This window comes from Catelliglobosispora koreensis DSM 44566, from assembly GCF_000379685.1.
GTDB classification, from domain to species: domain Bacteria; phylum Actinomycetota; class Actinomycetes; order Mycobacteriales; family Micromonosporaceae; genus Catelliglobosispora; species Catelliglobosispora koreensis.
The window spans coordinates 106,035-130,349 of the sequence record NZ_KB903252.1 but is presented as its reverse complement, the minus strand read 5'-3'; the positions used below and the strand labels follow the sequence as shown (position 1 = coordinate 130,349).

The window sequence follows — 24,315 nt, the reverse complement described above, 5'->3', positions numbered from 1 at the left end:
GTCACTCACGCCGAACACTCCCTTCGGTCGCATTCGCCGCGAGGGACTAAGCACCCTGCGATCCCGATTCGCTCGGGAAAGCCGGAAACGTGCTTCGCGCTCAGGCTTCGCCACCAATTGGCCGGCCTTGCTGCGATTGGCGCCCCCTCGCTCATGACAGCGCCTTGAGCAGCTCGTCGATGCCGGCGGCGCGGTCGCTCAAGTGCAAGTGCAGCAACGGGCTCTGACGCGTCAGCAAGGCCTGGCGGTCACCGGCCGCCTGAGCGGCTTGCAACTCACCGAAGGTGTAGGGCTTACCTGGTACCCGCAAATCTTCGGTAATCGCACCGGTGAGCTGAAGGAAGGCGCCCACCTGTGGCCCCCCTTTGTGGAATTGCCCGGTGGAGTGCAGGAAGCGCGGCCCCCAGCCGAAGGTGACCGGCTTGCCGAAGCGAGCGGCCAGCAGAGGGCGGAGGTCGGCGATCGCAGCGTCCGCGAACCGGTCGAGATAGGCCATGACGGCGACGTAATCGGCGTCTGACGCCAGCAAATCGATGGCTGCCGTGAGCGAGCCGCCGACGCCGTAGGCGGTGATGGCACCGTCCACGAACTCCGGTTGCTCCACGGGGATGCCCGAGGTGAGGATCGCCGCCGTGTTGTCCTTGGACTCGGTGACGTTGGGCTGATCGAACGGGTTGATGCCCAAGGCTTTGCCAGCGAACGCCGTCGCCGCCTCCCAGCACAGGAACTGTGCCCCGAGCGGCCCGTTGACCGAAACCCCTGGCGCGACACCACTTCCAGGCACGTCTCCGGCGTAGAGCGACCCGCCCGTGGTCACGGTCAAAACCCCCGGGCCGGTGGCTCCCGGCGAGGTCGGCGTCTCGACGACGATCGGCAGGATTCCCTTGCCCTCCTTGCCGGTTGACTCGGCGATGAGCTGCTCGGCCCAGTCGCCGAGACCGGTGATGCCGGTGCCGTCGTCAATGAGCGCGGCAAACTTCGTTTTGGCCAGCGCCGCGCCGAGAAGCAGCGACGGATTGTCCGTCGCGGATCCGATGGAGGGCGCGAATTCGGCTGCCTGGTCTAGCAATTCGGCGATGTCGACGCCGGCCAGAGCTGACGGCACGAGACCAAAAGCGGTGAGCGCCGAGTAGCGCCCGCCGACATCGGGGTCGGCCAAAATGACGTAGGCGCCCATTTCCCGGGCGGTCGTCTCAAGCGGTGAGCCTGGATCGGTGACGACCACGAAGTGCCGCCCGGCTTCCGCCTCGGTGAGCCCAGCGTCGAGGAACGCTTGCCAGTACACGCGGCGGTGGCTGTCGGTTTCGACGGTCGAGCCCGACTTTGACGCCACGACCACCACCGTCGTGAGCAGACGGTCCTTGAGCGCCGCGAGCACCTGGCCGGGATCGGTGGTGTCGAGCACTGTCAGCGGTACGCCGAGGGTGCGCGTGATGACTTCGGGGGCGAGCGACGAGCCGCCCATCCCCGCGAGCACCACGTGGTCGAGATCGGCCAGCTCATCGCGAAGCTCAGCTAGCTGAGCGATGAGGTCACGGCTGCGGACGAACGTGTCGACCCAGCCGAGGCGCTTGGACGCCTCGGGCTCGGCCTCCGAACCCCACAGCGTGGGGTCCTTCGCCGCCAGTAGTGGCGCCGCTTCGGCCAATTCGTCCAGCGATACCGGTTCGGCTACGCGGACCGTGAGACCGCCGGCGGCGAAAAGCTGATCATCCATGACTCTCCAATGCAGACTTCACGCCGTCAAGGAGCTCCTGCCAGCTCGTGGAGAACTTCTCCACTCCCTCGCGTTCCAGGACCTCGACGACGTCGTCATAGTCCACTCCGGCGGCCTTGAGCGCTTCCATCGTTGCATGCGCCTCGGCCAGATTCGGGGTGATCGCGTCCTTGCTGATGACGGTGCTGGAGGCCGCGACAGCCTGCAACGTCTTCTCCGGCATGGTGTTGACCGTCCCCGGCGCGACCAGCTCGTCCACGTAGAGGGTGGGGGAGTAGTCGGGGTTCTTCGTGCCCGTTGACGCCCACAGCGGCCGCTGTGGGTTGGCGCCCTTCGCTTTAAGCGAAACCCAGCGGGCGCTCTGCATGACCTTCTGGAACTCTTCATAGGCCAGCTGAGCATTCGCGACGGCCGCCTTGCCCTTCAGCTCGGGCTTGCCCAGTGCGTCGAGGCGCTTGTCGATTTCAGTGTCCACTCGCGACACGAAGAACGACGCCACAGACTCGATCTTGCTCAGGTCGTGCCCGTTCTGATCAGCCTGCTCCAGCCCGGACAGCCAGGCGTCCATGACGTCCTTGTACCGATCGAGCGAGAAGATCAGCGTCACGTTGACACTGATGCCCTGGGCGAGCACCGCAGTGATGGCGGGCAAGCCCGCCCGGGTCGCCGGAATCTTGATGAACAGGTTGGGCCGGTCGACCAGCCACCACAGTTGCTTGGCCTCAGCGACCGTCGGCGACGTCACGTGCGCGAGCCGTGGATCGACCTCAATGGACACGCGCCCATCGAGCCCGTTGGTCGCGTCGAACACCGGCCGCATCACGTCGCACGCCCAGCGCACGTCATAGGTCGTGATCATCCGCAGCGCTTCCTCGACGGAAATCTTGCGGACGGCCAGATCGGTGAGCTGCTGGTCGTAGTCGTCGCTTGAGGACACCGCCTGCTGGAAAATCGTCGGATTGCTCGTGACCCCGACGACGTGCGAGTTGTCCCGCAGCTCAGTGAGTGCCGTGTGCGAACCGCCAACGGTCAGCCGCTCGCGCGAGATGTCGTCGAGCCAGACCGCCACACCCGCGTCAGACAAAGCCTTGAGATTGCCACTCATGCCGAAGTCTCCCTTCGGTCGCCTTCGCCCTGAGGCACTAAGCACCCTGCAATTTCGATTCGCTCGTGCAAGCACTCGCTCATGACTTAACTCCTCAGTTCCCGGTCGTTTCGCCCTTGATCTGAAAGGTGCGGGACAACGTGGCACGGGCCGCCGCCACGACGTTGTCCGGCGTGAAGCCGAACTGCTCGAACAGCACCTGGTAGGGCGCGCTGGCGCCGAAGTGCTCCAGCGAAACGCACTGCCCGTACGGGCCAACGAGGTCACGCCACGGCATCGCGATACCGGCCTCGACGCTCACGCGTGCCTTCACCGACGGCGGCAGCACCTTGTGGCGGTAGCTCTCGTCAGCGCGGTCGAACCATTCGCGGCACGGCATCGACACGACCCGCACGCGGTGGCCCTCGGCTTCCAGCCGCTCCCGGGCGGTCAGCGCGACGTTTACTTCCGAACCCGTGGCGATGATGATGACCTCAGGGTTGCTGTCCGTCGCTTCGGCCAGGATGTAGGCGCCCTTGTCGAAGTCCTTGATGGCCGACGGCTCCATGACCGGAAGTGCTTGCCGCGTAAGGCAAAGCGCGGTCGGGCGGTCCTTGTGGTTGAGCGCCATCCGCCACGCGAGCGCGGTTTCGTTGGCGTCAGCCGGGCGGACCACATCGAGGCCGGGGATCGCGCGCAACGTCGCCAGGTGCTCGACTGGCTGGTGCGTCGGGCCGTCTTCGCCGAGACCGATCGAGTCGTGTGTCCAGACGTAGATGACCGGCAGCTTCATCAGCGCGGCCAGGCGAACCGCCGGGCGCATGTAGTCGCTGAACACCAGGAACGTTCCGCCGTACGCCCGCGTGCCACCGTGCAGGACGATGCCGTTGAGGATCGCGCCCATGCCGTGCTCACGGATGCCAAAGTGGAGGGTCCGGCCGTATTCGTAGCCGGGGAACTCCTTCGTGGCGAACTCACTGGGCACAAAGGACGGTTCGCCCTTCATCGTGGTGTTGTTCGATTCGGCGAGGTCGGCCGAGCCGCCCCACAACTCCGGCAGCACCGGGGCGAGGGCGTTCAAGACCTGCCCGGAAGCAGCGCGCGTGGCGATGCCCTTGGGGTCCGCCGGGAAGGTGGGCAGTTGCTCTTCCCAATCCTTCGGGAGGGTACGCGTGGAGAGGCGCCTGAACAGCTCAGCCCGGTCTGGGCTTTCACTGGCCCACTTCTCGAACTTGGCTTCCCACTCCTTTTGCATCTCGCGGCCCCGAGCGCTCACCTCACGAGAGTGCTCCAGGACTTCGGCGGCGACTTCGAAACTGGCGTCGGGGTTGAACCCGAGGACCTTCTTGGTCGCGGCCACTTCCTCTTTGCCCAGCGCTGAACCGTGAATCTTCCCGGTGTTCTGCTTGTTGGGCGCGGGCCAGCCGATGATGGTGCGCAGGGAGATGAAGCTCGGGCGGTCACGGTCGGCCTTGGCCCGCTGGATCGCCGCCCACAGGGCGTCAACGTCCTCGTGATAACCGTCGGCGCCGACCCAGTCCACGCGCTCGGTGTGCCAGCCATAAGCCTCGTAGCGCTTGAGCACGTCCTCGGACTTGGCGATCTTCGTGTCGTCCTCAATCGAGATCTCGTTGTCGTCGTAGATCACGATGAGGTTGCCGAGCTTCTGGTGTCCGGCGATCGACGAAACCTCGTGCGTCACACCCTCTTCGATGTCGCCATCGGAGACGAAGACGTAGATGTCGTGGTCGAACAAACTGGTCCCAGGTGCGGCGTCGGGGTCGAACAGCCCGCGCTCGCGACGGGTCGCCATCGCCATGCCGACCGCGTTGCCCAGGCCCTGCCCGAGCGGGCCGGTCGTGGTTTCCACGCCCTTGGTGTGCCCGTGCTCGGGGTGCCCGGGAGTGAGCGATCCCCACTGGCGCAACGCCTTGAGGTCACCGAGCTGAAGCCCATAACCTGATAGGTAAAGCTGAATATATAGGGTGAGGCTGGAGTGCCCACATGAGAGCACGAACCGGTCACGTCCCGGCCAGTCGGGGTCTACCGGGTTGTGCCGCATGACCCGCTGGAAAAGCAGGTAGGCGGCGGGGGCCAGGCTCATAGCGGTGCCTGGATGGCCATTACCGGCGTTCTCTACGGCATCCATTGCCAGAACGCGTACGGTGTCAACAGCGCGGCGGTCGAGATCGGACCAGTTGAGTTGCTCCACGCTAGTTGACCCTACCCACTGCGCGCACGCTCCATGCTTGAACCCGGCCTTGACGCCCGTAGGGCGTTTCAAGGCCGCACGATGGGCAGCGCGCAGCGTGCTTCGATGCCGCACGAAAGGCGAGCCCGTAGGGCGTTTCAAGGCCGCGCGAAAGGCGAGCACGAGGTGCGTTTCGAGGCCGCACGATGGGCAGCGCGCAGCGCCGATTTACCTTCCCGCGATGGCGTGCCGTGGTGTGTTTCGCCTATTACCACCCCGAGCGCCAAGGCGGAACCCCCGGGCCGTACCCTTTGCGGCGTGAGCACGGCCATCGCCACCGAAGCCCAGCCTGTCACCGCCGCCAAACGACTCTCCCGCACACGCGCCTATGTCTCGCTGACTAAGCCGCGGATCGTCGAGCTGCTGCTGGTGACCACGCTGCCGGCGATGATGCTTGCCGCCAAAGGGCTTCCGCAGTGGTGGCTGATGCTGGTCGTGCTCGTCGGCGGATCGCTTGCCGCGGGTGGGTCAAGCGCGATCAACTGCTACCTCGACCGCGACATCGACCCGCTCATGGGCCGGACCAAACAGCGTCCGCTAGCCACGCACGTGATCGCCCCACGCAACGCGCTGATCTTCGGGCTCACGCTGGCGGTCATCTCCGTGAGCTTGATGGCGGCGTTCACGAACCCTCTGGCTACCGCTCTCACGGCGGGCGCCATCTTCTACTACGACGTCATCTACACGGCGTGGCTCAAGCGCACCACCAAGCACAACACGTTCTGGGGTGGCATCTGCGGGGCGATGCCGGTGCTCATCGGCTGGGCCGCCGTGACCGGGTCGCTGTCGCCGCTGGCGTGGGTGCTCTTCGGGATCGTGTTCTTCTGGCAGATGCCGCACTTTTACGCGCTGGCCATCCGGTTCCGTGACGATTACGCCAAGGCGGGCATCCCGATGCTGCCGGTGGTGGCGACACCACGGCACGTCGCTCGCGACGCGGTCATCTACGCGTGGCTGACCGTCCTGGTGTCGCTCGCGGCGTGGCCGATGGGAATGTCGACGATTTACGGCGTACCAGCAATGATCTGTGGCGGTTTTTTCATCCTTGAGGCGCATGGGCTATATAGCCGCGTCACCAAGGGTGAGGATGTGAAGCCCATGCGGCTCTTCCACTGGTCCACGGCCTACTTGACGATCGTGTTCGTCGCCGCCGCGGTAGACGTCTTTATCTGAATACGTCCGGACGCGCCCGATTCGCCAGCCTCTTCAAATTTGGCGTGAAGATCGGCCCACATAAATGCCGATATAACTGGACAAAGGTGTGCGGCAAGCCGTAACTGGCATCACATTTCGCGTTCATCAGTCCGATGGCGGCGCTTAGTTATGGCTAGTGTGGTCCGCATGGCAGATGGTTCCGATACGACGGTGACGCTTGAACAACCGATAGCCAGTCTCATTTCTGGCCTGAAGGAGTTCGCAGGCGCTCACGGCGGCGCAAAGGCAGTCATCGAATATGTTGGCCGCCGCGGCGCTCGCATTGTCCTGGTGGGAAATGACGGCGAGTGGGGCGACCAGTTCGCCGAAAGCACGTCGGCGGCTCGGCAGGCCTGTGAGAAAGCTGGCGTTACCGTCGACAACGAGTGGGAGCGGGAGCTGATCGAGTTGATGCGCCCGACCAACGACCTGTGGCGCTCGATGTCGAAGCGCACGCTGTCCCGCTGACGTTTTCTGGCACCACCCCTTTGACCGTTTCCGGCCCGGGCTCACGCCCGGGCCGATCTTTTTGGCTGATAGCCTTGCTGGCGTGGCTGCCCCTTACACCGTCGCCTTTGTAACGTGCTCTGAGCTGCTGGAGCTCGATCCTGACGATCAGCTCGCGGTTCAGGCACTGTCGTCAGCTGGAATCAAAGTCGAGGCGGTGGCGTGGGACTCGCCGTCGGCCGACTGGGAGGCGTTCGATCTGACCGTGCTGCGGTCACCTTGGGACTACACCGAGCGGCACGCCGAGTTCACGGCCTGGGCTGCTTCGGTGCCTCGTTTGGTGAACCCCGCCAGTGTCGTGTCGTGGAACACTGACAAGCGCTACCTGGCCGAGCTGGCAGCGGCCGGAATTCCCGTCACCCCAACGACTTTCGTGTCACCTAACGATGTGTGGCTGCCGCCTGCGGGCGACGGTGAATACGTCATCAAGCCAACGGTCAGTGCGGGCAGCCGTGACACTGGACGCTACGGTCCCTCCACTTCGGGCGAAGCGTCCGCCCACATGGCACGGCTGCAGCGCCACGGGCGAGTGGTCATGGTCCAGCCCTATCTGTCCGCTGTGGACAGTTACGGTGAGACGGCCCTGCTTTACTTCGGCGGCGAGTTCAGTCACGCGATCCGCAAAGGGCCGCTGCTCGACGGCCCAGACACCGGTGCCGACGGCCTCTACAAGCAGGAGAGCATCTCGCCGAGGGAAGCTACGGCGGCGGAACTCGCGATCGGTGACGCTGTCGTGCGCACTCTGCCCTCGGACCTGCTTTACGCCCGCGTCGACCTCATCCCCGGCCGCGACGGCAACCCGCTGCTGCTCGAGCTAGAGCTGACCGAACCGTCGCTGTTCTTCGGCTACGCCGAAGGCGCCGCCACCCGCTTCGCGACCGCCCTGCAGCGCCACCTCCCAGCCCGCTAACGCGTCAGTGCTGCGAGCCCACCACGGCGGGCCGGGACAGAAACGCGCGCAACCCCGCCCCTGGCGGATCGTCGGGGTGCGCGGCAAGGCCACGGGAGGCCCACTCGCGGGCGGCGAGCGGTTCGCCGATCTCGGCTAGAGCACGCGCCAACCGCCCGTACTGGGCGGCGTGCCGCAGGTCGCCACCGATCACCTCGACGAGGGTCGTGACGTCACGTTCCCACGACGCCAGGCGTTCCAGGGCGTCGCGTGCGCTTAGGTCGCCGGGGTCCGCGGCCCACCTTTTGCGAACCCCGGCGCGGTAATGCTCGAGTTCGTGGGAAGACAAGGCTGGCCCATATTCGGTGATGTCCACGGGACACCAACGGCCATCGGTGAACTGAACCTCCAGCAGCCAGTCAGCTAGGCCAGGCAAAGGCGCTGAGCGGCATGCCTCGGCATGGGCGGCCAGGAGCCGTCCCAGGAGGTGATCCAGTGCCCCGGAGGAGTCGTCGGCACTGTCCAATGTGGTCAGTAGGAGGCCGATCGCGGTAGCCAGGGGTGCCACCGCGGCTGCCGCCTGTCCTGTGCGCACGAGTCCAGCAAGCTCTTCCACCAGCGGGGCCGCTGCCTCGGCATGCCGGACAGCAGACCAGTAGTCCAGTTGTCCTGCAGGGGTGAAGGCATGAGCCACCGCGCCGGGAAGGGCGTCAACCGGGCGCGCGAGGGGGGCGCGGCGCAGTGGGGAAGGCACTTGCCCATCATCGCTGGGGCATACGGTTACTCTGCGGGATGGGTGCCAGATCGGAATCTGGTGGTTATCAGATAGTGACCAACTCCGGTGCATCCTCCCGCACCTGGCGGTCTAGACCACCCGATCGGCCATCTTGACCTGTCCCTGTAGCTTGCAGGACCGCCAAAGTGGCTATCCAAACGAGGCACGCGCCGAAGATGTGCAAGCCGACGAGAACGATCGGCAGATTCGTGAAGTACTGAACGAACCCGATCGCGCCCTGACTCAGCGACACTCCTAATAGGATAGTCGCGGCCCGCGCCACTTCACGTGAGGACAGCGCCCGGGCGGCGAACCACAGCGCGACGGACAGCCCTAGGAACAGGAAGACCGCGTCCACATGCAGCTGCGAGATCAGCTCTGGGTCAAGGCCCGTGCGCACCGCGTCAGCGTCACCCGAGTGCGGTCCACTGCCCGTCACGATGACCCCGATCACCAGCACCACAGCGCTAATGACGGTCACCGCCCAGGCCAGCGGCCGAAGCCGGGGCTCCGTGGCCGCAGCGGCGAAATCAGCGCCTGCGGCCGGGCGACCGGAAGCTGCAGCGGACACCCGGCGCCAGAGGAAGTAAGACAGAGCGATCAGCACGATCGAAAACAGGAAGTGCGGCCCGACGAAATAGGGGCTGAGGTGGAAGCGAACGGTCAGTCCACCGAGGAATCCCTGGAACAACACTCCGGCCAGGACCCACCGGGCGAGCGCGCGTGACGGGTGCTTCCACAGGGCCAGCACCGTCGCGACGGCGATCATGCCCACGATGATCGACAGAACCCGGTTGCCAAACTCGATCGCCCCGTTGACGCCGAGTGCCTGGGTCGCGGCGTAGGAGTCCGACGTGCACTTGGGCCAGGTCGGGCAGCCCATGCCAGATCCGGTCAGCCGCACCGCGCCGCCTGTGACAACGATGCCAACGTTCGCGATGAGGTTAGCGAGAGTCAGTGAGCGCAGCACGCAGCCGAGCATAACCCCCGCTCACTTAGCCCTTCCTGGCAAGGGTTTCCCCCGTATCGACGTATGCCGAATCCTGCCTACGCTCCGCGCCGTGAAACCTCTACATATCTTGTTCACAGCCGTTATCGCGGCTGCGACATTGAGCGTCCCGGCAGCAGCGGCGGCCGAAGATGACGTCCTGCTCGAGGCGATGCGCCGTGACATGGGCCTCACGACCGCGCAAGCCAGAACACGGCTTGCCCAAGAGGCGAGGGCCAACCAAGCTCTCCAAACCCTCACCCGGGCGGGCATCCAGCCGGGGCAGACGTGGATCGACGCGGCTACCGGCAAGCTCCAAGTCGCCGTGACGGACTCCACCCACCTAGGCGCTATCCAAAGCGCCGGCGCCCAGGCAAAGACGGTCAAGCACGGCCTGGCCAAGCTTGACGCCATCAGCGCCGCCATCAGTGCGAGCAACCCGCCAGCGAGCGTAAAAGCTTGGGGCCCAGACATCGCCAGCGACCGCGTTGTCGTGATCACGAGCGACCCGGCAGCGTTCACGCTCCGCCACGACGCCATCGTGGTCCACACCAGCAGGAACACACCGGTTCAGCATGGCGGTGACGTTCGCGGCGGCGACTACTGGAAGCCGGGCTCGGAGCCGAACTGCTCGGTCGGCTTCTCCGTGACCAGCAGCGCGACCTCACAGCGGCACTTCCTCACGGCAGGACACTGCACCAACGACGCCAACCAGGCCGCCTATGGCAAGGATGGCACCCGGATCGGAACGTCCAATGTGGGCGGCAGCAAGACCGTCAACGCGCTCGAAGGCGACTTCGGCCTCGTCGACGTCACCGAATCCGCTTGGGTGTTGAGCCCGATCGTGACCGGAAACGGTGTGGGACAAGACATTCGCATCACTGGCTCCAAGGAAGCGATCGTCGGCGAGTCAGTCTGCCACTCCGGCGGCACGAGCAAGTGGAAGTGCGGCAGCGTCACGAAGGTCAACCAGACGGTGAACTACGGCAGTTTCAGCGTCGGCGGCCTCACCTACGCCAGCACCTGCGGCCAGGGCGGCGACTCGGGCGGCGCTTGGGTCAACGCTAGTGAGCGTAAAGCCGTTGGCCTGCATGAGGGTGGCTACAACGACACCTGCGGCCAGCAGGAATCGTGGTTCCAGCCCGTCAACGAAGCACTGGCCAAGTGGAACCTCACCCTCGTCGTCGATCCGCCTACCGGCGACACCCAGCCGCCGACCGCTCCGTCCAACGCGTCCTCCACTGGCACAACTTCATCAAGCGTCAGCCTTTCCTGGACCGCTTCAACCGACAACGTTGGTGTGACGGGCTACGACGTCTACAACGGTTCCGCCTTAGCGACCTCGGTCGCCGGCACCTCGGCCACTGTCACCGGCTTGAGCCCTTCCACGTCGTACACCTTCACGGTCAAAGCTCGTGACGCGGCCGGAAACACCTCTGCCGCAAGCAATGCGGTGACCGCGACCACCCAGCCCGGCACCCCCGGCGGCCGCACCTTCACCTCGACCCAATTCGTCTTCATCCCCGACCCGGGCACGGTCGACAGCCCCATCACGTCCACCGCTACCGGCTCCGCCGCGAGCACCGTCTCCGTCACGGTGACCGCCTCACACTGGTGCGCCGCGGAACTGCGCATCGACCTGGTCGCTCCCAACGGATCCCTTTACAACCTCAAACCATCAGGGGGTACGCAGTGCGCCAGCTACAGCGGAGGCACCTACTCCGCTACGGGTGTGGCCTCGCCCGCTAGCGGCACCTGGAAGTTGCGCGTGACCGACGTCCGGTCCTGGAACTTCGGCTCCGTCAACTCCTGGTCCATCACGCTCTAACCCAGGGGGACCGTGGGCTCCGGCTGCACCCCGGAGCCCACACTTTTGCCCTACCCTCTAGCCATGACCGAGATTCGTCCGTCCTATAAGGACAAGGTTCCGGAAACGCCGCGGCTGGTGACGCATCCCGCGCAGGGGATTGGGCTGCCGCTGACCGTCGGGCTGACGCTCGCTCTCTCGCTGACGCTGCTAAGTGCTGACCGCGTCCCGCCGTCGTTGTTCTTCTTCGCGCTGTTCCTAATGGCGATCAGTGTCACGGCGTTCGGGGTGTACCTGGCGAGTTTCGTGATGCTGCGTCACGCGCAGTGGTTAAGCCAGCGATCTCATAGCGGTGGCGAGCTGCGTGCGGGAACGGACGCCTAAACGGCGGTAAATCCGCGTAAGCATGGCCTCGACCGTCTTCACTGACAAGAACAACGTCGCGGCGATTTCGCGGTTGCTGGCCCCGCTGGCGACCAGTTCGGCGACGCGGGCCTCGGCGCCGGTGAGGCCGCTGGTAGTGTCCGCTTCGGACAGTCCTGTGACTTGAGCGGCAGGCAAAAGACCATATGCGCCAAGCGATGTCAGCAAGGCAACGGCCTGCTCCTGAGCTTCCCGTGCGGCGGCCCGCCGTCGGCGGCGGCGTTGCGCGACGGTCAGTGAGATCAACGTTCGTGCCTGTTCGACGGGCATCTCTAGTGAAGCGAACGTGTCCGATGCCCGATACAGAAGCTCGACGGCGGCGTCTCCTTCACCGAGAGAAGACTGCAGCACCCCTTCGGCGCGAGCGAGTGCCGCTTGCACACCGGTGCGCTTAAGTCGCGAAGCGACAGAGCGCCAGTGCGCGACGGTCCGCTCAGCTTCGTCGTATTCTCCCACGGCCACAAGGGCTTCAGCCAGATCGCCATGCCAGCGCAACAGGGACGGGTCTCGCGCCTGTTGCGCCTCTTCGAGAGCACGAACTTGCCGCAGCGTCGCCGCCGCGGCGGCCGGTTCGTGGATGAGCTGAATCAAGCCGGTGATGTGCATGGCCCGGGCCAAGTACACCTGATCATGTTCTTCTTGTGACGCCTGAATGGCTTGCGCGGCAAACTCATGCGCGCGTTCGGCGGTGCCGCCCGCCCACTCGGCCACGGCCGCTGTGTACCAAGCCGGGCCGGGGGACAGGCCAGCTTGTTCACTGACCGTGATTGCTCTGGCGGCGTGCTCGATCGCCGCTTGGCAGCGCCCGCTTCGAGTCTCCACTTCGGACAGACTTCTCAGCACGTCAACGAGATCCTCGGCGATCCCAGCGGCGGTCGTCTCGGGCAGAATCTCCAGCAACGCCTCACGAGCGACACTGAGCCGATCGTCGAACACGGCATGCCGGACCGCTAGATACCTTGCCGTGTCCCGCAATCCGGTTCCCGCTGGCGGTGCGGGCAGGCTAAGTGCTTGCTGTAGCACGTCTTCGGCGACAGGCTCACCAAGAATCCGGAGCATCCGGGCCACCATCGTCAGTGCCATCGCCTCCGTGGCCGCGTCACCGGCCGCTCGCGCGTGTTCGGCGGCACGCCGCGCGTGCTCACTGGCCTTCTCGGGCGAACCCTCGGAAAGGTTGGCGCGCAAGGCGAGCCGCAGGTGCACTTGTGCGAGCAACGCAGGATCGCCCGTAGCCTCAACCCGTGCCTGGCCCAGCATCTCATCGAGCCCATCGAGCGCCTGGCCGGCGGCGTCAGCGACCGCCAGGCGTGCCCGCACGAGCCCGGCCTTAGGGGCGCCAGTCGTCTCCAGCAACGCCACCGCGCGCCGCACCAGATCCATCCGCCCGCCCGCAGCGGCATCCCTTGCCGCACAGGCGATATCGTCAGCGAGTTCCGCGGCGGCCGGCGAAAGATCAGCCGCGCGCAACACCAGCTCCGCCGCGAACACCGGGTCACCATCACGCCTTCTCAACCCAGCGGCTGGTACCAAATGAGCACTCACCCCCGCAGCAAGGTGGTCCTGAGCGCAGGCCCGGTGCCACAGCGCCGCCACGGGATCGTCGGCCGCCGTGGCCAGGATGCCGTGGCAGTGCGCCCGTTGCGCCGGCGTGCTCGTGCGCACGAGATGGGCAGCGACCGCACCCGCCACGAACGAAACGCGGTCACCGTCCACTGTGGTCAGTCCAGCGGCCGCGCAGGCGTCCATCTCACGTGATGCGTCAGCACGCCCGGCCCGCATCAGGGACCGAACCGTGGGCTGACGGGCGAAAGCGGCCAGCCGCAATGTCTCCAGAGCTGACGTCGACACTGGTTCCAGCAAGGCTTTCACGGCATCGGCGATGCCCACGGTGTCGTCTGCGGCCACCCGTAACGCGAGCCCCGCGATCCCGCCACTGGCCGCGTGAACCTGTGCCGCCACGCGCGAGGGCACCCCGCGCAACAGTTGCGCGATCTGTTCCGGCTCTAGCGCTCCTAAGCGGACAGTCACCCACCCGTCCCAAGTCTGGGGCAGCCGGGTAGTGGCGACGGTCTGCAAACCGAGGTGGCCGTGGGCGGCGAGGTAGCACAGCACCTCCCAGCTCGCTACATCGACGTTGTGCGCGTTGTCGATGGCGAGGAGGCCGGGTGACAGGAGTTCCAGGAACGCCTGGCGCAGGCGAAGCGGCGAAAGTGCGTCAGGAACGCGGCCACGAAGCACCTCTAGGGCGTCCCGCAAGACCTCTGGCAACGCTTCAGCTGCTGCCGAGGGCGTCTTTGTGAGCAGAGCAGCCAGCGTGGAAAAGAGCACGTGCCGGTCACTGGGGCTGGGGGCCAGATGCCAGACGTCGCCACCGCGCACGGAAATCAGGTGCTCCAGGAACGTCGTTTTCCCGATTCCGGCCACACCGGTGACGAGCACGGGGCTCTGCGCGGCCAGGAGTTGCCTGACCCGGGCCGCCGGGGCTGCGCGGCCGAGGAGGGGTGCCGCCATCTGCGAATCCTAAGCTGATTCTCAGCGATCAAAAAAGTGTTGTTGCCGCGGCCAGTTGTGGTTAATGTTCGCGGTACACGGCGAAAGGAGGTGATCCTGCTTTGTTAAGCGACAGGACTCTTGAGGTGGCTGTTCGTTAGCCGCTGTTCTTCAGGCGAAAATTTTGCCGGGACCGTGTAACAGCGGCGCGGCGAGCTAAACAGCTACCAGATTCCCCGGGGCACCCGGCCTTGTCCAGCCGGTCGCGCAAGCGAACCCCGGGGTTTCCTCATCTCGACAGAATCGCCGCCCGCAGGTGCGGCAAGTCTTGCGGGCTAGCCGGATTCAGGCCGGTCAGCTGAGCGATCCGCCGCAACCGGTAGTCAACCGTGTTGGGGTGGACGAACAATTCAGCCGCTGTTCGCGTGCGGCTGAGTTCGTTGCGTAGATACACCTGCAACGTGCGCAGCAAGTCAGGCTTGCCGTTGAGCGGCTCCAGCAGCTCCGCCAGCCCCGCCCGCGCGGCACTCGGGCGCGACAGCTGATACTCCAGCAGCACGTCCCCGAGGCGGTAAAGCCCCGGTTCGTAGCCGAGACGCTGCACCAGCTCCAGCACTTCCGTCGCCTCACGGACCGTCGCCGGGACGTCGGCGGGCGAGGCCAGGCCGCCGCCCGCGATCACGGGTGCCCCCGCCGCTGACCCGACGGCCAAGATGAGGTGCCGCAGTTTGTCCCAGTCCTGCATCGTGAGCAGGACGATCCCGCCCGTGGGGTCTAATGCCGAGAGCACCGGTTCCTCGGTAAAGCGCTCAAACTCGTCCTGAACGCGGCGCATCTTCCGCCTGCCCGCCACGGTCGCGCTGACGGACTCGTCGGCCTCGTCCGGGTGGTGTCCGATGGCGAGCACGAGCACGGCATAACGCGAGGGCAGCGACAGGGCTGGGTTGTCCAGGGCGACGCCTGCCAGCAGGGCCGTGATGAGGGACCGCCGGGCGTCGTGTTCGGACTGCAGGAACGACTGTCGCGCGTCCATGTATTCGGCGCTCACCGCGGTCGTGACCTGGCGCAAGTAGCCGAGCAGAAGGGCATATTCGTCGTGTAGAGCGCTATCTCGTACCCCCGAGGTTATGTCTTGCCAAAGGACCAGCGTGCCCAGGTGGTAGGCCTCGAGCACGGCGTCGAGAGGAACCCCCTCTTCGGCCCGGCGGCGAGCGGAGGCGCGCTGTCTGTCCAGTTCGGAGGAGAAGGCGAGCCGTTGCTCGCGAAGGAGCACGCCGAGCAGCCGCACGTTGTGCGTGATGATGGCCGAAACCTCGCCATACAGCTCTTCGGCCGGAAGCCTGGCATAGAGCGGGACCTCGAGGAGCAGCCGGGAAATGATGCGTGACACCAGCTCCGTGAGCCGGCTCGTGATCTGCTTACTGAGGGCCTTGTGCACCATCACAAATCGGTCTCCATTAATTTACTTTACGCACCAGTTCACCAGACTGGAATTTAGTTTCATCATCTCTGCGACACCCATCGTTCACAATCCTGAGGAGAATCGATGGATCGCAGACCCCTTCGGTACGCCCTCGTTGCCGCGGTAACACTCCTGATCTCCACCGTTGCCGGGGTGTCACCTGCCTCAGCGGCCGCGGGCGAGGTCTATGTCGCGTTAGGAGACTCGGCTGCTTCAGGGCCCGGAATCCTCCCGCAGCTGACCCTCGACCCGTGCTGGCGTTCAGCCCGCAACTACCCCCACGTTGCCGCTGACCTGCTTGGCGTCTCAACATTGCGCGACGTGACGTGCAGTGGAGCGAAAACCGACCACATGACGCAGTCGCAAAGCGGTGTCCCGCCACAGTTCGACGCGCTGACCGGGGACACCACCCTGGTTTCGCTGACGATCGGGGGCAATGACACCAGGCTGATCTCGCTCGGGGAGTCGTGTGTTCGGCTCAACCCGTTCGAGCGTCCGTGCTATTACGACAATGTCGTCAATGGCGTGGACCTGGTCAATCAGCGCATCGACGCGTACGCGCCCAAGCTCGCCGCGACCCTGGCGGGGATCAAGCAGCGTTCGCCGCAGGCACGCGTCTTCGTCGTCGGGTATGGCCTTTACGTCAAGCGAAACGGCTGCTGGCCCGTCCAGCCGCTGTTGCCGATCGACGCCAACTACGTGCAGGCCAAAGTGGACTACCTCAACACGATCACCGCCCGTGAAGCGGCTGCCGCAGGTGCCACCTATGTCGACATCCGCACACCGGGTGCCGGTCATGACACCTGTCAGTCGTCAAGCAACCGGTGGCTGGAGGGCTTCGTGCCCACGTCCGTCGCCGCCCCGCTGCACCCCAACGCCAACGGCATGAACGCCTTCGGCCACCTCCTCGCCGATGCCGTGAACTGAAGCTTTACCCCTAGTGCGCGCCAGCCACCCCCAATGGGCTGGCGCGCCTTAACGTCCCGCTTTACGTTTCTCCACGGCCCATTGGTCGAGCAGGCTGGGCAGGTTGTCCTGGACCCACAGGTAGAAGTCACGCATGCCAGCCAGCCGGGCACCGGCGATGGATCCCGGGCCACCGGCGGCGGTCACTCCCTGGTCGGCCGCGTCGGCGATGGTCTTGAGCAGGGACATCTTGGCGACAGTCACCTCGTACCAGGAATCGTCAACCAGGCGGTAGCGGTCACGCCTTGACCCGGGCACCGGTTCCCGGGCGACCATGCTGATCTGAATGAGATAACGGACCGCCCCGCTGATCGCCGCAGCACTGACACCGAGCCGTTCCGCCAGCTCGCCCGCGGTCAGCGAACGCTCGTTAGCGGCCATGAGCGTGAACACCACACGCCCGGCCATCGGCGGAAAGCCCCAGTCAGCGAGCAGCCGGGCCATGTCCTCGACGAACTGCCGCATGGCCTCTTCGTCACGCTGTGGTGCCTTGCTCAGCGGTGCCTTGGTCATAGGCGAATCCTCCGTCATCGTGACCCGCGTCAAGAAATCGTCAATGCAAGCTTCTGAAGTTTCACAAGTTGGTGAAACGAGTGTAGCGTTTTGAATTATGGAAAACGCCATTTCGGTGTCTGGGCTCGTCAAGAACTTCGGCCCAACACGTGCCCTGGACGGCCTTGATCTGACCGTCGCTACAGGCGAGGTACACGGCTTCCTTGGGCCGAACGGCGCCGGGAAGACCACGACGATCCGCGTGCTGCTCGGTCTCCTTCGCGCTGACAGCGGTCAGGCGACCTTGCTTGGCGGCGACCCCTGGCGCGATGCGGTCACCCTGCACAAGCGCCTCGCCTATGTGCCCGGCGATGTGACGCTCTGGCCCAACCTGTCCGGCGGTGAAGTCATCGACCTGCTCGGGCGCCTGCGCGGTGGGCTGGACCCCAAGCGCCGCAAAGATTTGCTGAAACGGTTCGACCTCGACCCTCGCAAGAAGGGGCGGGCCTACTCCAAAGGCAACCGGCAGAAGGTCGGGCTGATAGCCGCGCTAGCGTCCAATGTGGAGCTTCTGCTCCTCGATGAGCCGACGTCCGGCCTCGATCCACTGATGGAGGAAGAGTTCCGTCAGGTCATCGCCGAAGAGGCGCGCAACGGGCGCACCGTGCTGCTGTCGAGCCACATTCTGTCCGAGGTAGAGGCGCTCTGTGACCGGGTGAGCATCATCCGCCTGGGACGGACCGTCGAAACCGGCACCCTGGCCCAACTGCGCCACCTCACCCGCACCTCGATCTCAGCCGAGCTTGCCAGCCCGCCCAACGGGCTCGCCGAACTGCCCGGTGTGCACGATGTGCACATCCAAGATCACCAGGTCAACCTTCAGGTCGACTCGACCCAGCTCGACGCGGTGCTCCGTCAGCTCAGCGCCAGCGGCGTGCGCAGTCTCGTGAGCCAGCCGCCCACGCTTGAGGAACTCTTCCTGCGCCACTACGAGACGCCCGAAACGGCGGGGGCGAACCAGAAATGAACTCCTTCACCGGAACCGGTGCCCTGATCCGGCTCATCTTGCGCCGTGACCGGGTGCTGCTGCCGATCTGGATCCTGTTCATGGGTCTGCTGCCGCTGTCGCTAGCGTCAGGCACCGCAGCGCTTTACCCAACCGACGCCGGCCGGCAAGGCTACATTGACGGCCTGGCGGCCAATCCCATGCTCGTCATGTTCTATGGCCCGAAGCCGCTTGAGCCAAGCCTTGGCGCGCTTGTCTTCTGGCGGTCAGCGACCGGAATCGTCATCCTCGCGATCATCACGTTGCTCATGGTCATCCGGCACACCCGGGTCGAAGAAGAGGCCGGGCGCCGCGAACTACTCGGCTCAGCCGTCGTCGGCCGCAACGCTGGTCTCGCGGCCGCTGTGCTCGCCGCATCTGGCGCGAGTGTGGCCGTCGGAATCCTTGTGGCGCTTGGCATGATGAGCCAGGACACCCCTGCCGCGGGATCAGTGGCCATGGGTCTGGCGTGGGCTTCGGCCGGCATCATCTTCGCCGCGATAGGAGCCATCGCCGCACAACTCAGCGAAGGCGCAGGCGCCGCGCGTGGCATCGGCCTGGGCATCATCGGCGTGTCCTTCGCCGTGCGCGGTGCCGCGGACATGACCGACACCGGCTGGCTGAACTGGTTGTCTCCCTTGGGCTGGAGCCATCACGTCTTCGCCTATACTCTCGACCGCTGGTGGATCTTCGGGCTCGTAGCCGTTGCGTCCCTTGCCTTCACCTACCTGGCGATCAGCCTGTCGGCGCGCCGTGACGTCGGTGCCGGGCTCCTGCCACCTCGCCTGGGGCGAGCCGTTGCCTCCCCAGGATTCAGCACACCGCTAGCCCTGGCCTGGCGGCTGCACCGCGGCAACATGTGGGGCTGGACCATAGGCCTCGGGCTCGTCGGCGGCGCTCTGTTCGGCGGGGTCGCCGACAGCACGACGAAACTGTTAGCTGACAACGAACAGCTCAAGGAAATCATGGCCCGCCTAGGCGGTGACTCAGTGGCGGCGGACATGTTCCTCGCGGGCACCATGGGCATAGGAGCCATAGCCGTTGCGGCATATGGGATTTCGGCCGCGCTGAAGATGCGTTTGGAAGAGGCGTCGCTGCGCAGTGAGCCGGTCCTCGCCACCTCGGTGAGCCGGATGAGCTGGGCGTCAAGTCACCTGGTGTTCGCGTTCCTCGGTCCGCTGGTCGTCATGGCGGCGACCGGCCTATCCGCGGGTCTCGTTTATGGAGCGAGCACCGGTGCCGTTTTTGACGACCTTCCGCGGGTACTAGGCGGAGCGCTCGTCCAGCTCCCAGCGATCTGGGTGCTGACCGCCCTGACGGTCGCCGCGTTCGGCCTGGTGCCGCGGCTGGCCCCGGGCATCGGCTGGGGTGCGCTGGCGGCCTGCCTGATGCTGGGCCAGGTCGGAGCGTTGCTCGGGCTGAGCCAAACCGTCCTCGACCTCTCACCGTTCACCCACACGCCGCGGGTTCCCGGCGGTGAGATGGCCTGGACCCCGATGATCGTCCTGACCGCGATCGCCATCGTGCTCATGGCGGCTGGCCTATCAGCGTTCCGCCGCCGCGACATCCCCGTCACCTAAACGGCCCGCCCGTCACCGCTCGCTGTCGGTGATCCACATCCCGCCCGTCACCGCTTGCTGTCGGTGATCCACATCCCGAAGAGTGATCTACATCCCGCGAGACGTGATCAAACCGCCTGTTGATCACGTCCCAGGGGATGTGGATCACGGGTCTGGGGGCTAGGCCGGCGGCGGAGTGGCTCGCCGGGCGACTGGGCCAGCGGCTCGCCGGGCGGTGGAGTGGCGCACTGGGTCCGCGGCTCGCCGGGCGGTGGAGGGGCCAACTTGAGCGCCCGGGAGAGGTCATGTTAGGTTAGCCTAACTTGAGGTGTGCCGGATCACCGGTGGGGTGGTTTGCCCTGCCCGGCTGAAATAAGTCACACTGGTGTAGTGAAAAAGAGCGCGCTCGTCGATGCAGCGCCTGATCTCCGTACGCGAGACCGGGTTATCGCGCTGCTGTCGCAGGGCGCGGCTACCGCCAGTGATCTGGGCGCTGAGCTGGGGTTAAAACCAGCGGCCATTCGCCGCCATCTAGACGCCATGCTGCTAGAGGGTCTGGTCACGGAGCGGGAGCAGCCACGGCGCGGTCCGCGGGGGCGGGGGCGCCCGGCCAAATTCTTCGAGCTCACTCCGGCTGCCCGTGAAGGGCACGGCAAGCACACCTACGACAACCTGGCTGTTTCCGCCTTGCGGTGGATCTCGGCGGAGCGTGGCAGCGCGGCGGTGGAAGAATTCGCCCGGGCTCAGGTGGCCGAGCTGGAGGAGCGGTGTGCGTCGAAGGTTCGTGAAGCGGGTGACGATCCTCTCGCCCGAGCGGAGGCGCTCGCTAACGCCCTGACATCCGAGGGTTACGCTGCGTCCGCGTCGACGATCGCTTCGGGCGGCCAGCTTTGCCAGCATCACTGCCCGGTGGCTCATGTGGCCGCCGAGTTCCCGCAATTGTGCGAGGCCGAAACCCAGGTTATTTCCCGGCTTATCGGCACGCACGTGCAACGTCTCGCAACTATCGCCCATGGCGATGGGGTGTGCACTACACACATTCCGGGTCAGCATTTAGTGAGGAAGATCGATGACTGAAACAGCTCACGACCAGCTCGCCGGGCTGGGCACCTATGAATACGGCTGGGCCGATTCAGACGTGGCCGGTGCCGCCGCGCAGCGTGGCCTTTCCGAGGCCGTCGTGCGGGACATTTCAGCGAAGAAGAGCGAGCCCCAATGGATGCTCGACCTGCGATTGAAGGGGCTGCGGTTGTTTGGCCGCAAGCCGATGCCATCGTGGGGCGCTGACCTGTCGACCATCGACTTCGACAACATCAAATACTTCGTTCGGTCCACCGAGAAGCAGGCCCAGAGCTGGGAAGACCTTCCCGAGGACATCAAGAACACCTACGACCGCCTCGGCATCCCGGAGGCGGAAAAGCAGCGCCTCGTCGCTGGAGTGGCCGCTCAGTATGAGTCTGAGGTCGTCTATCACAAGATCCGTGAGGACCTTGAGGAGCAGGGTGTCATCTTCCTGGACACCGACACCGCGCTCAAGGAGCACCCGGAGATCTTCCAGGAGTACTTCGGCACCGTGATCCCGGTGGGCGACAACAAGTTCGCCGCCCTGAACACGTCTGTCTGGAGTGGTGGGTCGTTCATCTACGTGCCGCCGAACGTCAACGTCGAGATCCCGCTGCAGGCCTACTTCCGCATCAACACGGAGAACATGGGCCAGTTCGAGCGGACCCTGATCATCGTGGACGAGAACTCCTACGTGCACTACGTCGAAGGCTGTACAGCCCCGATCTACTCAAGCGACTCGCTGCACTCGGCTGTCGTTGAGATCATCGTGAAGAAGAACGCCCGGTGCCGGTACACGACGATCCAGAACTGGTCGAACAACGTGTACAACCTCGTCACCAAGCGGGCGGTCTGCCACGAGGGCGCGACGATGGAGTGGATCGACGGCAACATCGGCTCCAAGATCACGATGAAGTACCCGGCGGTCTTCATGGTCGGCGAGCACGCCAAGGGCGAGGTCCTCAGCGTCGCGATGGCGGGCGAAGGCCAGCACCAGGACGCCGGCGCCAAGATGGTGCACGCCGCGCCGCACACGTCGAGCACGATCATCTCCAAGTCGATCGCCCGTGGCGGTGGCCGCACTTCCTACCGTGGCCTGGTTCAGGTGCTGGAAGGTTCGCACCACTCCAAGTCGACTGTGAAGTGTGACGCCCTGCTCGTGGACACGATCTCGCGTTCGGACACGTATCCCTACGTAGACATCCGCGAAGACGATGTCTCGATGGGTCACGAGGCGACCGTGTCCAAGATCAGCGACGACCAGCTCTTCTACTTGATGAGCCGCGGCCTGACCGAGGACGAGGCGATGGCCATGATCGTTCGTGGCTTCATCGAGCCGATCGCCAAGGAACTCCCCATGGAGTACGCACTTGAACTCAACCGTTTGATCGAAATGCAGATGGAAGGCGCCGTCGGCTAATGAGCACCACTGAACTGGCACCGCCGAAGACGAAGTCGCAAACCCTGCGGTCGTTCAAGGTGGACGATTTCCCCGTGCCGACTGGCCGTGAAGAGGAGTGGCGATTCACGCCACTTAAGCGGTTGCGTGGCTTGGCAAGCACAACGGAGGACCCGACCGCGAAGGTCAGCTACTCCCACGAGCTGCCGCAGGGCGTGACGGTGTCCACTGTGGACAGCGTCAGCCCCGTGCTCACGCCGTTTGACCGCATCAGCGCGCTCGCGTTCGAGAAGGCCGCAGGCGTCACCCTCATCGACATCGATGGTGTCGTCGCGGAGCCCGCTATCGTGACGGTTTCCGGTGGGGGACAAGGCTTCGCGGCCGCCCGCACCTTCGTCAAGGTGGGGCTGTTCGCCGAGGCGGTGCTCGTGCTTGAGCAGACCGGCACGGCAACGCTGGCCGACAACGTTGAAGTAGAAGTCAAAGACGGCGCCAAGCTGACCTTCGTCACGGTGGCTGACTGGGACCGCGACGCGGTTCAGGCCCAGCACATCAAGTTCAAGGTGGGCAAGGACGCACGTGTCATCCACGTTCACGTGAGCCTTGGCGGTGACCTGGTCCGGCAGTACACAAGCGTGGAATACGCCGGCCGCGGTGGCGATGTCGAGGCGTGGGGCCTTTACTTCGCCGACGCTGGCCAGCACCTGGAACACCGGTTGCTCGTTGACCACTCCGTTCCGGATTGTCGTTCCTACGTCGGCTATCGCGGCGCGCTGCAAGGCGATGACGCGCACACGGTGTGGGTCGGCGATGTCCTGATCCGCGCCGAGGCCACCGGAACGGACACTTACGAGATCAACCGCAACCTGATCCTCAGTGATGGGGCGCGTGCTGACTCAGTACCAAATCTGGAAATTGAAACGGGCGAGGTAGCTGGCGCCGGACATGCCAGCGCGACCGGCCGCTTCGATGATGAGCACTTGTTTTACCTGATGTCGCGCGGCATCCCCGAGGATGAGGCGCGGCAGCTGGTCGTTCGGGGATTCTTCGCTGAGCTTCTCGGCAAGATCCCGGTCGAGTCGCTTCGTGACCGGCTGGGCAAAGCCATTGAAGCGAGGCTCGGAGCATGATGCGCGTGGCGAGTGCTGACGATCTGCCGAAAGGCACGGCCCTCGCGGTCGAGGTCGCTGGCACCCCGGTCGCACTGGTCCACGCCGAGGACGACCAGTTTTACGCGATCTACGACGAGTGTTCGCACGCCGCTGTCGCCTTGAGCGAAGGCGAAGTGGACGGCTGCACTCTCGAGTGCTGGCTGCACGGTTCCCGGTTTGATCTGCGCACGGGTGAGCCGACCGGCTTGCCGGCGACAGAGCCCGTACCTGTTTTTCCCGTAGAGATCCGCGATGGTGAGATCTACGTCGATGTAAATGGAGCAAAGTGATGAGCGTCCTGGAAATCCGCGACCTTCAGGTGTCGGTCAAGCTTCCCGATGGTGAGCTCAAGCCGATTCTGTCCGGGGTCAACCTGACCGTGAAGTCGGGCGAGACTCACGCCATCATGGGGCCCAACGGCTCCGGGAAGTCCACGCTCGCCTACTCCATCGCGGGACACCCGAAATACCAGATCACCAGCGGTTCGGTGACCCTCGACGGTCAGGACGTGCTGGCGATGTCGGTCGACGAGCGGGCTCGTGCCGGGCTGTTCCTCGCTATGCAGTACCCAGTGGAGGTCCCCGGCGTGAGCGTCGCGAACTTCCTGCGTACCGCTAAGACCGCGATCGACGGTGAAGCGCCGAAGCTGCGCACGTGGGCTGGCGAACTCAAGGGCAGCATGGAAAAGATGGGCATGGACCCGGCTTTCGCTTCCCGCAACGTGAACGAGGGCTTCTCCGGTGGTGAGAAGAAGCGGCACGAGATCGTGCAGCTGGAGCTGCTCAAGCCGAAGATCGCCATCCTCGACGAGACCGACTCCGGTTTGGACGTTGACGCGCTGCGGGTAGTGAGCGAAGGCGTCAACCGGGTCAAGGAAGAGACCGGCGCTGGCGTTCTGCTCATCACGCACTACACGCGGATCCTGCGCTACATCAAGCCGGACTTCGTGCACGTGTTCGTCGCGGGCAAGATCGTGGAAGAAGGCGGCCCGGAGCTCGCCGACAAGCTGGAAGCCGAAGGTTACGAGCGCTACAGCGCGGTCCAGGGAGCGTGA

21 protein-coding genes are annotated in these 24,315 nt (G+C 65.1%); 13 read left to right on the top strand and 8 right to left on the bottom strand.

What is annotated here, in order from left to right; all coding sequences use genetic code 11:
* Positions 1 to 151: 151 nt before the first annotated feature.
* The 3 genes from A3E1_RS0112835 to tkt all read right to left on the bottom strand — a co-directional run bounded on the left by A3E1_RS0112835 (position 152) and on the right by tkt (position 5,013).
* Positions 152 to 1,717 (bottom strand): hypothetical protein, encoded by a 1,566-nt coding sequence (locus tag A3E1_RS0112835; protein ID WP_020521174.1) that lies wholly within the window; start codon positions 1,715 to 1,717, stop codon positions 152 to 154.
* A complete protein-coding gene (tal, locus tag A3E1_RS0112830; protein WP_020521173.1) occupies positions 1,710 to 2,822 on the bottom strand; it encodes a transaldolase in 1,113 nt (370 codons plus the stop codon). Before tal ends, A3E1_RS0112835 begins: the two co-directional genes overlap by 8 nt.
* A gap of 94 nt (positions 2,823 to 2,916) precedes the next feature.
* Positions 2,917 to 5,013: a transketolase gene (gene tkt, locus A3E1_RS0112825; protein ID WP_020521172.1), complete on the bottom strand. Its 2,097-nt coding sequence runs from the start codon at positions 5,011 to 5,013 to the stop codon at positions 2,917 to 2,919.
* Positions 5,014 to 5,322: 309 nt separating this feature from the next.
* Between tkt and A3E1_RS0112820 the strand changes: the two genes are divergently transcribed.
* The 3 genes from A3E1_RS0112820 (at position 5,323) to A3E1_RS0112810 (ending at position 7,663) form a co-directional block, all read left to right on the top strand.
* Positions 5,323 to 6,225 (top strand): heme o synthase, encoded by a 903-nt coding sequence (locus A3E1_RS0112820; protein WP_051105014.1) that lies wholly within the window; start codon positions 5,323 to 5,325, stop codon positions 6,223 to 6,225.
* 168 nt (positions 6,226 to 6,393) lie between these two features.
* Entirely contained in the window at positions 6,394 to 6,714 is a 321-nt protein-coding gene (locus A3E1_RS0112815) for a hypothetical protein (protein ID WP_026208368.1), read from the top strand.
* 82 nt (positions 6,715 to 6,796) lie between these two features.
* Positions 6,797 to 7,663 (top strand): ATP-grasp domain-containing protein, encoded by an 867-nt coding sequence (locus tag A3E1_RS0112810; protein ID WP_020521169.1) that lies wholly within the window; start codon positions 6,797 to 6,799, stop codon positions 7,661 to 7,663.
* A 4-nt stretch (positions 7,664 to 7,667) separates the two neighbouring features.
* Here the strand turns inward: A3E1_RS0112810 and A3E1_RS0112805 are convergent, their stop codons facing one another.
* Positions 7,668 to 8,396, bottom strand: coding sequence for a hypothetical protein (locus A3E1_RS0112805; RefSeq protein ID WP_020521168.1), 729 nt, complete (start codon positions 8,394 to 8,396; stop codon positions 7,668 to 7,670).
* Between the two features lie 67 nt (positions 8,397 to 8,463).
* Positions 8,464 to 9,387, bottom strand: coding sequence for a COX15/CtaA family protein (locus A3E1_RS0112800; RefSeq protein WP_157631485.1), 924 nt, complete (start codon positions 9,385 to 9,387; stop codon positions 8,464 to 8,466).
* A gap of 91 nt (positions 9,388 to 9,478) precedes the next feature.
* Between A3E1_RS0112800 and A3E1_RS0112795 the strand changes: the two genes are divergently transcribed.
* Complete coding sequence (locus A3E1_RS0112795) at positions 9,479 to 11,233, top strand: proprotein convertase P-domain-containing protein (RefSeq protein WP_211215920.1); 1,755 nt, start codon at positions 9,479 to 9,481, stop codon at positions 11,231 to 11,233.
* A 63-nt stretch (positions 11,234 to 11,296) separates the two neighbouring features.
* A complete protein-coding gene (locus A3E1_RS0112790) occupies positions 11,297 to 11,596 on the top strand; it encodes a hypothetical protein (protein WP_020521165.1) in 300 nt (99 codons plus the stop codon).
* Here A3E1_RS0112790 and A3E1_RS40050 read toward each other — a convergent pair.
* Together A3E1_RS40050 and A3E1_RS0112780 are read right to left on the bottom strand one after the other, a co-directional pair.
* Positions 11,543 to 14,146, bottom strand: a complete 2,604-nt coding sequence (locus A3E1_RS40050; RefSeq protein ID WP_020521164.1) for a helix-turn-helix transcriptional regulator — start codon at positions 14,144 to 14,146, stop codon at positions 11,543 to 11,545. The two genes, A3E1_RS0112790 and A3E1_RS40050, sit on opposite strands and share 54 nt — an antisense overlap.
* A gap of 268 nt (positions 14,147 to 14,414) precedes the next feature.
* Positions 14,415 to 15,566: a PucR family transcriptional regulator gene (locus A3E1_RS0112780; RefSeq protein ID WP_020521163.1), complete on the bottom strand. Its 1,152-nt coding sequence runs from the start codon at positions 15,564 to 15,566 to the stop codon at positions 14,415 to 14,417.
* A 105-nt stretch (positions 15,567 to 15,671) separates the two neighbouring features.
* Between A3E1_RS0112780 and A3E1_RS0112775 the strand changes: the two genes are divergently transcribed.
* Positions 15,672 to 16,514 carry an SGNH/GDSL hydrolase family protein gene (locus A3E1_RS0112775; protein WP_020521162.1) on the top strand — a complete coding sequence of 281 codons (843 nt, stop codon included), beginning with the start codon at positions 15,672 to 15,674 and terminating at the stop codon, positions 16,512 to 16,514.
* Between the two features lie 48 nt (positions 16,515 to 16,562).
* On the opposite strand, the gene A3E1_RS0112770 is transcribed toward A3E1_RS0112775, so the two are convergent.
* Positions 16,563 to 17,066: a GbsR/MarR family transcriptional regulator gene (locus A3E1_RS0112770; protein WP_020521161.1), complete on the bottom strand. Its 504-nt coding sequence runs from the start codon at positions 17,064 to 17,066 to the stop codon at positions 16,563 to 16,565.
* 97 nt (positions 17,067 to 17,163) lie between these two features.
* Here A3E1_RS0112770 and A3E1_RS0112765 point away from each other — a divergent pair, with 97 nt between their 5' ends.
* From A3E1_RS0112765 to sufC, 7 genes are all read left to right on the top strand, one after another.
* Complete coding sequence (locus A3E1_RS0112765) at positions 17,164 to 18,072, top strand: ABC transporter ATP-binding protein (protein ID WP_020521160.1); 909 nt, start codon at positions 17,164 to 17,166, stop codon at positions 18,070 to 18,072.
* Positions 18,069 to 19,670 carry an ABC transporter permease gene (locus A3E1_RS0112760; RefSeq protein ID WP_020521159.1) on the top strand — a complete coding sequence of 534 codons (1,602 nt, stop codon included), beginning with the start codon at positions 18,069 to 18,071 and terminating at the stop codon, positions 19,668 to 19,670. Before A3E1_RS0112765 ends, A3E1_RS0112760 begins: the two co-directional genes overlap by 4 nt.
* A 369-nt stretch (positions 19,671 to 20,039) precedes the next feature.
* Entirely contained in the window at positions 20,040 to 20,726 is a 687-nt protein-coding gene (locus A3E1_RS0112755) for a helix-turn-helix transcriptional regulator (RefSeq protein ID WP_020521158.1), read from the top strand.
* Positions 20,719 to 22,131, top strand: coding sequence for a Fe-S cluster assembly protein SufB (gene sufB, locus A3E1_RS0112750; protein ID WP_020521157.1), 1,413 nt, complete (start codon positions 20,719 to 20,721; stop codon positions 22,129 to 22,131). The genes A3E1_RS0112755 and sufB overlap by 8 nt, the downstream gene beginning before the upstream one ends.
* Entirely contained in the window at positions 22,131 to 23,240 is a 1,110-nt protein-coding gene (sufD, locus tag A3E1_RS0112745) for a Fe-S cluster assembly protein SufD (protein ID WP_020521156.1), read from the top strand. Before sufB ends, sufD begins: the two co-directional genes overlap by 1 nt.
* Complete coding sequence (locus A3E1_RS0112740) at positions 23,237 to 23,551, top strand: non-heme iron oxygenase ferredoxin subunit (protein WP_020521155.1); 315 nt, start codon at positions 23,237 to 23,239, stop codon at positions 23,549 to 23,551. Before sufD ends, A3E1_RS0112740 begins: the two co-directional genes overlap by 4 nt.
* Positions 23,551 to 24,315 (top strand): Fe-S cluster assembly ATPase SufC, encoded by a 765-nt coding sequence (sufC, locus tag A3E1_RS0112735; RefSeq protein ID WP_020521154.1) that lies wholly within the window; start codon positions 23,551 to 23,553, stop codon positions 24,313 to 24,315. The genes A3E1_RS0112740 and sufC overlap by 1 nt, the downstream gene beginning before the upstream one ends.

Bases quoted from the DNA above. Each gene is read 5' to 3' on its own strand.
- A3E1_RS0112835 (WP_020521174.1), bottom strand. From the start codon at position 1,717: ATGGATGATCAGCTTTTCGCCGCCGGCGGTCTCACGGTCCGCGTAGCC.
- tal (WP_020521173.1), bottom strand. From the start codon at position 2,822: ATGAGTGGCAATCTCAAGGCTTTGTCTGACGCGGGTGTGGCGGTCTGG.
- A3E1_RS0112815 (WP_026208368.1), top strand. From the start codon at position 6,394: ATGGCAGATGGTTCCGATACGACGGTGACGCTTGAACAACCGATAGCC.
- A3E1_RS0112790 (WP_020521165.1), top strand. From the start codon at position 11,297: ATGACCGAGATTCGTCCGTCCTATAAGGACAAGGTTCCGGAAACGCCG.
- A3E1_RS40050 (WP_020521164.1), bottom strand. From the start codon at position 14,146: ATGGCGGCACCCCTCCTCGGCCGCGCAGCCCCGGCGGCCCGGGTCAGG.
- A3E1_RS0112780 (WP_020521163.1), bottom strand. From the start codon at position 15,566: ATGGTGCACAAGGCCCTCAGTAAGCAGATCACGAGCCGGCTCACGGAG.
- A3E1_RS0112775 (WP_020521162.1), top strand. From the start codon at position 15,672: ATGGATCGCAGACCCCTTCGGTACGCCCTCGTTGCCGCGGTAACACTC.
- A3E1_RS0112770 (WP_020521161.1), bottom strand. From the start codon at position 17,066: ATGACCAAGGCACCGCTGAGCAAGGCACCACAGCGTGACGAAGAGGCC.
- A3E1_RS0112765 (WP_020521160.1), top strand. From the start codon at position 17,164: ATGGAAAACGCCATTTCGGTGTCTGGGCTCGTCAAGAACTTCGGCCCA.
- A3E1_RS0112760 (WP_020521159.1), top strand. From the start codon at position 18,069: ATGAACTCCTTCACCGGAACCGGTGCCCTGATCCGGCTCATCTTGCGC.
- sufB (WP_020521157.1), top strand. From the start codon at position 20,719: ATGACTGAAACAGCTCACGACCAGCTCGCCGGGCTGGGCACCTATGAA.
- sufD (WP_020521156.1), top strand. From the start codon at position 22,131: ATGAGCACCACTGAACTGGCACCGCCGAAGACGAAGTCGCAAACCCTG.
- A3E1_RS0112740 (WP_020521155.1), top strand. From the start codon at position 23,237: ATGATGCGCGTGGCGAGTGCTGACGATCTGCCGAAAGGCACGGCCCTC.
- sufC (WP_020521154.1), top strand. From the start codon at position 23,551: ATGAGCGTCCTGGAAATCCGCGACCTTCAGGTGTCGGTCAAGCTTCCC.